This window comes from Stenotrophomonas sp. AGC87, assembly GCF_057333975.1.
Window position 1 is genome coordinate 47,862 of record NZ_JBHFHW010000033.1, and the last position, 3,435, is coordinate 51,296.

The 3,435-nt window shown below is 66.2% G+C and carries 3 protein-coding genes; 2 read left to right on the plus strand and 1 reads right to left on the minus strand.

The window, feature by feature from the left end; all coding sequences use genetic code 11:
• Window positions 1-81 precede the first annotated feature (81 nt).
• Complete coding sequence (locus ACE026_RS13710; protein WP_121043714.1) at window positions 82-1,251, minus strand: class I SAM-dependent rRNA methyltransferase; 1,170 nt, start codon at window positions 1,249-1,251, stop codon at window positions 82-84.
• Between the two features lie 280 nt (window positions 1,252-1,531).
• Here ACE026_RS13710 and ACE026_RS13715 point away from each other — a divergent pair, with 280 nt between their 5' ends.
• Window positions 1,532-2,491 (plus strand): TerC family protein, encoded by a 960-nt coding sequence (locus ACE026_RS13715; protein ID WP_486039409.1) that lies wholly within the window; start codon window positions 1,532-1,534, stop codon window positions 2,489-2,491.
• A 97-nt stretch (window positions 2,492-2,588) separates the two neighbouring features.
• A complete protein-coding gene (locus ACE026_RS13720) occupies window positions 2,589-3,368 on the plus strand; it encodes a rhomboid family intramembrane serine protease (protein ID WP_486039410.1) in 780 nt (259 codons plus the stop codon).
• Window positions 3,369-3,435 lie beyond the last annotated feature (67 nt).

Genomic DNA, 3,435 nt, shown 5'->3' on the forward strand with positions numbered 1-3,435 from the left:
CCCCCCCCCCCCCCCCCCCCCCCCCCCCCCCCCCCCCCCCCCACTACCCGATGCCTAACGTGGCCGGGATCCCGGTGCGAATCAATCCACCACGCGGCAGAACACGGCCTTGAGATAGCGCGATTCCTGCACGTGGGCCATGAACGGATGATCCGGACCGGCGCCGGCCACTTTCAGGATCTGGATGGTGCGGCCGGCGTAGAACGCGGCGCGGCGCAGCATGTCCAGGAACTGATCTTCGGCCACCAGGCCGGTGCACGAGAACGTGGCGAGCAGGCCACCGGGCTTGACCACACCCAGCGCCAGCTTGTTCATGTCCAGGTACTTCTTCAGCGCGGTGATGACCTGGTCGCGGTCGCGGGTCATCTTGGCCGGATCGAGGATCACCACGTCGAACTTCTCGCCGCGGTTGGACGCATCGCGCAGCCACGGGAAGATGTCGGACTGGATGAACTTCGGGCGCACGTTGTTGAGCTTGGCGTTGCCCTTGGCGATGGCGATCACGTCTTCATCGATGTCGATGCCGACCACTTCGGCCGCACCGCGCGCGGCGGCATACACCGCAAAGCCACCGGTGTTGCAGCACAGGTCCAGCACGGTCTTGCCTTCCACCTGCTGGCTCAGCCACTGGCGGTTCTCACGCTGATCGGCGAAGAAGCCGGTCTTGTGCGCACCGGCCGGGTCGGCGCGGAACTTCACGCCGTACTCGGTGATCACCGAGGCTTCGGTGGTGGTGTTGCCGTGGAAGTCGAAGCTCTCCTGCTTCTGCACGTGTTCGTCGGCGAAGCTGTGGAAACGGCAGCCCGGGAACTGTTCGCGCAGGGCTTCATACACCCACTCGCGGTGGCGGAACATGCCGGCGGCGAAGAATTCGACCACGACCAGGTCGCCGTAGCGGTCCACGACCAGGCCGGACAGACCGTCACCTTCGCTGTGGACCACGCGCCAGGCATCGGAGATCTCATCCAGCTTGAGCACCTCACGGCGCAGCGACACCGCCTGGGCGATCTTGCGCGAGAACCAGCCGGCGTCGACCGGGATGGCCTGATCGGTCTCCAGGATGCGCACGGCAATGCGCGAATGACCGTTGTAGAAGCCACGGCCGATCCACTCCCCGTCCACGCCGACGACGTCGACGATGGCACCGGGTTTGGGACGGACGGCCGGCTTTTCGACCAGTTTCTGGAAGATCCACGGGTGGCTGGAGCGCCAGGCGTTCTTGAGGCGGACAACGGGGGCAGGGGTATTCATGGGCGTATTGTAAACGGCCCCCGGCCCCGGCCGGCAGGCCGCCATTTGACGCCGGCCCCGGCACCCCGCAGAATCGGCCCCAGAAGGGGAGTAGCTCCCAGACGTTGTCGCCGTCAATTCGAGCCCGCAGGCTCCGGTGCAACGGCAGTCCCACCCATCGGGACTGCGAGCGAGACCTTCGCCGTATGGCGAAGCTCTGTCCCTGGATCCCCCCGATCCTCCGTTGCAGATCCTCGCCATCCGGCTTGAGGCAATCTATTTTTTCCAACGGATAAACCCAATGCAGACGATCGGTAATGTGTGGTTGTGGGGCGGCTTCGGCGCGGTGGTGATCATCGCGCTGCTGGTCGACCTCGTCTTGATGCGACACGGCGGCCCACACAAGGTCACCTTCAAGGAAGCCCTGTGGTGGTCCATCGGCTGGGTCGCCCTCGCCCTGGCCTTCAACGGTGGCCTCTGGTACTACCTGAACGAGACCGCCGGCCAGGTGGTGGCCAACAAGGTCGGCCTGGAGTTCCTGACCGGTTACCTGGTCGAGAAAGCCCTGGCCGTGGACAACATCTTCGTGTTCCTGATGATCATGGGCTACTTCGCGGTGCCCGAGGAACAGCGCCAGAAGGTGCTGATCATCGGCATCCTCGGCGCGATCGTGCTGCGTACGATCATGATCTTCGCCGGCAGCGTGCTGCTGACCAAGTTCCACTGGCTGCTGTACGTGTTCGGCGCGTTCCTGCTGTTCACCGGCTGGAAGATGTGGTTCTCGGCCGGCAGCGAGCCGGATCTGGAGACCAACCCCGCCCTGCGCTGGATGCGCAAGCACCTGCGCCTGCTGCCCGACTATGCCGGCAACGCCATGAGCGTCATGCGCGATGGCAAGCGCTGGTACACCCCGCTGTTCGTGGTGCTGATCCTGATCGCGGTGACCGACGTGATCTTCGCGGTGGACAGCATCCCGGCGATCTTTGCGATCACGACCGACCCGTTCATCGTGCTGACCTCCAACGTCTTCGCGGTGCTGGGCCTGCGCGCGATGTTCTTCCTGCTGGCCGGCATGGCCGATCGCTTCCACCTGTTGCCGTACGGCCTGGCGCTGGTGCTGGCCTTCATCGGCATCAAGATGATGCTGATCGACCTCTTCAAGATCCCCACCCCGATCTCGCTGGGTGTGGTGGCGGTGATCATCGCCGCGACCGTGGTGCTGAGCCTGAAGAACCCGCCGAAGGAAGGCGGCCACGCCTGACCGACCGTGCCGCCTGCGGGATTGTCCCGCAGGCGGTACCTCTCTCTCCCACGGCGTTGCCCTTGTGTTCATCCGGGGCGACGCCATCCCTAAGGGTATGAACGCCAACCTGCCCCAGCCCACCGGCGCGCCGCCGGTCCCGTCCCGCAACGACCGTGGTGGTGTACTGCGGGCGTTCAACCTGAGCCTGGCCTTCGTGCTGCTGCTGGTCGCGGTGTATACCGCCCAGGGCCACTTCGACTGGCGTCCGTGGGCGGTTGCCCCGCTGGACAAGGCCGGCCTGCTCGGCATTCTCGGTGCACCGCTGCTGCATGGCTCGATCCAGCATCTGGGTGCCAATGCGGCAGCCCTGCTGATCCTCGGCACCCTGGCCGGCAGCGTTTATCCCAAGGCCACCGTGCGCGCGCTGCCCCTGTTGTGGGTCGGTTCGGGGCTCGGTGCCTGGCTGCTCGGCGATCTGGGCAGCCGCCATCTGGGCGCCAGTGGCATCACCCACGGCCTGATGTTCCTGGTGTTCGTGCTCGGCCTGCTGCGCCGCGACCGGCCAGCGATCGCCGCCGGGCTGATCGCCTTCCTGTTCTACGGCAGCATGCTGCTGACCATCCTGCCGCACGAGCCGGGCGTGTCCTGGCAATCGCATATGGGCGGTGCCTTCGCCGGCATCATCAGCGCGCTGCTGTTCCGCCTCTCCGACCCGATGGCGCCACGCAAGCGCTACAGCTGGGAGGACGAGGAAGAGGACGACACCGAGGCAGCGCGCGACGCCGATCTGGAGCCGCCCTCCCCGACCCGCGTGCCGGTGCTGTGGCAACCGCGCGAGGGCCGCGACTTCGTGGTGCTGCCGTTCCGGCGGCCTGATCAAGACCAGAACCGGTAGGCATCGACCGTGGGTCGATGCGCGCAGCACCGGTCACGGCCGCACCGCCCAACGGTCGGTGCCTACG

What these genes read in the sequence shown, in the direction of transcription:
- ACE026_RS13710 (WP_121043714.1), bottom strand. Translation starts at nt 1,251, where the DNA reads ATGAATACCCCTGCCCCCGTTGTCCGCCTCAAGAACGCCTGGCGCTCC.
- ACE026_RS13715 (WP_486039409.1), top strand. Translation starts at nt 1,532, where the DNA reads ATGCAGACGATCGGTAATGTGTGGTTGTGGGGCGGCTTCGGCGCGGTG.
- ACE026_RS13720 (WP_486039410.1), top strand. Translation starts at nt 2,589, where the DNA reads ATGAACGCCAACCTGCCCCAGCCCACCGGCGCGCCGCCGGTCCCGTCC.